This window comes from Oceanicella sp. (genome assembly GCF_056449545.1).
Genome location: NZ_JBWOMN010000036.1, coordinates 1 through 2,929 on the forward strand (window position 1 = coordinate 1; position 2,929 = coordinate 2,929).

2 protein-coding genes and 2 pseudogenes are annotated in these 2,929 nt (G+C 73.6%); all 4 read left to right on the forward strand.

The features are described 5' to 3' along the window. Positions 1-1,196, forward strand: a 1,196-nt coding sequence (locus tag AC1HC7_RS06065) for an MmgE/PrpD family protein (RefSeq protein ID WP_479498787.1), incomplete at its 5' end; no start/stop codon positions are given. A gap of 109 nt (positions 1,197-1,305) precedes the next feature. Further along, positions 1,306-1,644, forward strand: a complete 339-nt coding sequence (locus AC1HC7_RS06070; protein ID WP_479498788.1) for a DegT/DnrJ/EryC1/StrS family aminotransferase — start codon at positions 1,306-1,308, stop codon at positions 1,642-1,644. A gap of 674 nt (positions 1,645-2,318) precedes the next feature. Then, positions 2,319-2,477: pseudogene (locus AC1HC7_RS06075) on the forward strand (ABC transporter permease); the annotation flags it as partial. 40 nt (positions 2,478-2,517) lie between these two features. Beyond that, a pseudogene (locus AC1HC7_RS06080) lies at positions 2,518-2,929 on the forward strand (hypothetical protein); the annotation flags it as partial.

A 2,929-nucleotide genomic window follows, 5' to 3' on the forward strand; every position in this document is an offset into this window, starting at 1 on the left:
CCGGGGCCGCGCGCGCGGCGGCGCGCAGCGGTTTCGGGACCGGGCCCTGCGCGGTCTGGTTTTCCGGCGACCGGGCCCCAGCGGCGGCGGCGGCGCTGGCCAATTGCGCGGCGGCGAGCATCCTTGACCTCGACGACGGCCACCGCGCCGCCGCCGGGCATCCGGGGGCGGCGATCATCCCCGCCTGCCTGGCCGTCGCCGAGGAAACCGGCGCCGGGTGGGACGCGCTCGCCAGCGCCATCGTCATGGGCTACGAGGTCGCGGTGCGGGTGGCGGCGGCGCGCGACGTGACCCGGCTCGACACCATGTCCACGGGCCGCTGGTGCAATTTCGGCGTCGCGGCGGCGACCGGTCGGCTGCGCGGGCTGGATCGCGGCCAGATGGCCCATGCGCTGGCCATCGCCGGGATCCACGGGCCCAACCAGTCGGCCTCGGGCTATTGCCGCTCCGGCGGGGCCAACGCCAAGGAGGGCATCCCGTGGAGCGCGCTCACCGGCGCGCTGGCCGTGGATCTGGCGCGCGCCGGGTTCACCGGGCCGCCGGACATCCTCGACCACCCGGATTACTACGATTCCGCCGCCATCCTGCACGATCCGGGCGCGCGCCCGGCGATCGAGGGGGTGTATTTCAAACCCTATTCCTGCTGCCGCTGGGGCCATGCGGCGATCGACGGGCTGCTGGCGATCATGGCCCGCGAAGGCCTGTCGCCGGAAGCCGTCCAGCGGGTCGAGATCCGCACGTTTTCGCGCGCCCTGCGCCTTGGCAACCTGCCCGACCCGGACACGCCGGAGGGCGCGCAGTATTCGATTCCGTTCTGCCTCGGTCTCGCCGCCTGCCAGGGCGCGGACGCCATGCTGCCAATCGACGCCGCGCAGCTGCATGACCCGCGGAGCGTGGCCTTCGCGCGCAAGGTCACGCTTGCCGTCGATCCGGCGCTTGACGCTCTTTTCCCCGGCATGGCGGCGGCGCGGGTGCGGGTGCACGCGGCGGGCGGCGCGCATGATCGGGAGGTGCTTCGCCCGCTCGGCGATCCTGAAAACCCCATGTCGCGCGCGCGGCTGCTGGAAAAGCTCGCCGCCGCCGCCGACGGCCTGCCGATCGATGCGGTGCTGGCGGCGCTGGCGCGGTTCGAGGCCGGCGACCATCGCCCGCTGCTGCGCGCGCTTGCGGCGCCGGCGCTGCGCGCGCCGGGCTGAAGCGCCGTTCGGGGCGCCGGTTCAAGCGTCAATCATCGACAGGATGGTCTGGCAGACGGCCCCCCTGGCCGGGGCGCCGGGGCGCCGGGGCGATCGAGGCGGTGATGGCGTGCTGGCTGGCGATGACGATGCGGTTCTGGCCGCCAAGGCGAAGGCCAGCGGCGCGCGCATCCTGCCGCTGTCGCATAGGCGCGGACATGTCGCCGACATGGACCGGCGATGCGCCGTCGCCGACGGTCACGACCTGACCCTGATCGAGGATTGCGCCCACACCATGGGCGCCCGCTTGGCCGGACGGCGCCGCGGCGGCTTCGGGCTGGCCGCCCGCTTCAGCACCCAGACCTGCAAGCACATGGATTTCCGGCGAGGGCGGGCTGCCGCCCTCGGACGGCGCGGGGGATCGCCGCCACCGCGGCAAAGGACGATTGCGACCACGCGCCGCTGCTGATGGCGGATTGCAACACCCCGGTTCCCTCGCCCATCGAGGCGCACCGAGAGCCCGCCGGTGCAGCGCGCCGCCAAGGCCACGGCGCGGATATCGCGCATGGTGGGCATGGAGGGCCGCCAGCGATCCCGCGATCAAGCCTTGCCAAAAACACGCTGGAACAGGAGGAGGCACACGATGAACCCGATCAAATCCCCGCTTGCCGGCTTGCCCGCTTGGCGGCGTCTGCAGCGCGGCGCTGTTCGGCGTCGAGGTCGAACGCGCGTCCTTCGACGCCAGCGCCGCGATGGCGGCGATGGCGGCGGGGGATGCGCAGATTTCCTTCTCGCAGGGGATTCCGCCCGTCGTGCTCGCCACCTCGGCCGGGCAGGAGCGTCAGGTGGTGGACGTGGCCGCGCCCCACGCGGACGACGACAATTGCGCGGCGCGCTCCAGCCTCGAGATCGACAAGACCAACGTCAAGGACCTTGAAGGCAAGCAGCTGGGCGCCGCCGCGCGTTGCGGGGGTCTCACGGTCACCGCCGAGATGAACGCCGGAAACGCCAATGGCGGCGCGGCGGCGATGCTGCCGGGGACCGCCAGGACGGCGGGCATGGTCCTGCAGGCCGCCAGGGAGACCCTCGACGCCTCCGTGTTCCCGGCGGTGGCGCAGCAGTTTTCGGCGCAGTGGCGCGGCGGCGGCGGAAAAGGGCGCCGGCACTTTGATCATCGCGGCGTCGAAATTTCAGCAGACGGACGCCGTCATCATGGGCATCATCAGGATCGGCGTCATCGGCCGCGGAATCGACATCCGCATGCGCATGGCCGAGAAGGGTACGGCGCCGTGGAAGGGCCAGAGCCGACACGCCCCTCGAAACGGGAAGGGAGACCGCAGACATGGCTTTCAGACATATGATCGTCGCGGCGCTGCTGGCGCTGACGCCCGGCGCGCAGGGGGCCCTTGCGCACAGCTTTTCGGTGGCGATCATGGCGCCGGACGCGGCGATGGCCGACGCGCTGGCCGGGTTCCGCGTCGCCACGCGCGAACGCGACGGTCACGCCGCCGAGGACTCCGACGGGCATCTCGGCGGGCTCGACGTCTACATGAGTCCGGCGCCGCGCGCCGGCGACGAGGCGGCGCGCGGGGCCGATCTTCTGCTCGACCTCGGCGGCGGAGCCGCCGCCCCGGCGCCAGGCGCCACCCCGGGCGGCCCGCTGGCCCTGATCCCCCGCCCCCGGCCCCCGGCCGGGCGCGCCGGCGGCGGTGGCGCCCGGTTCCGCGCGCCCAACGACCGGGCGCCGCGCCGGG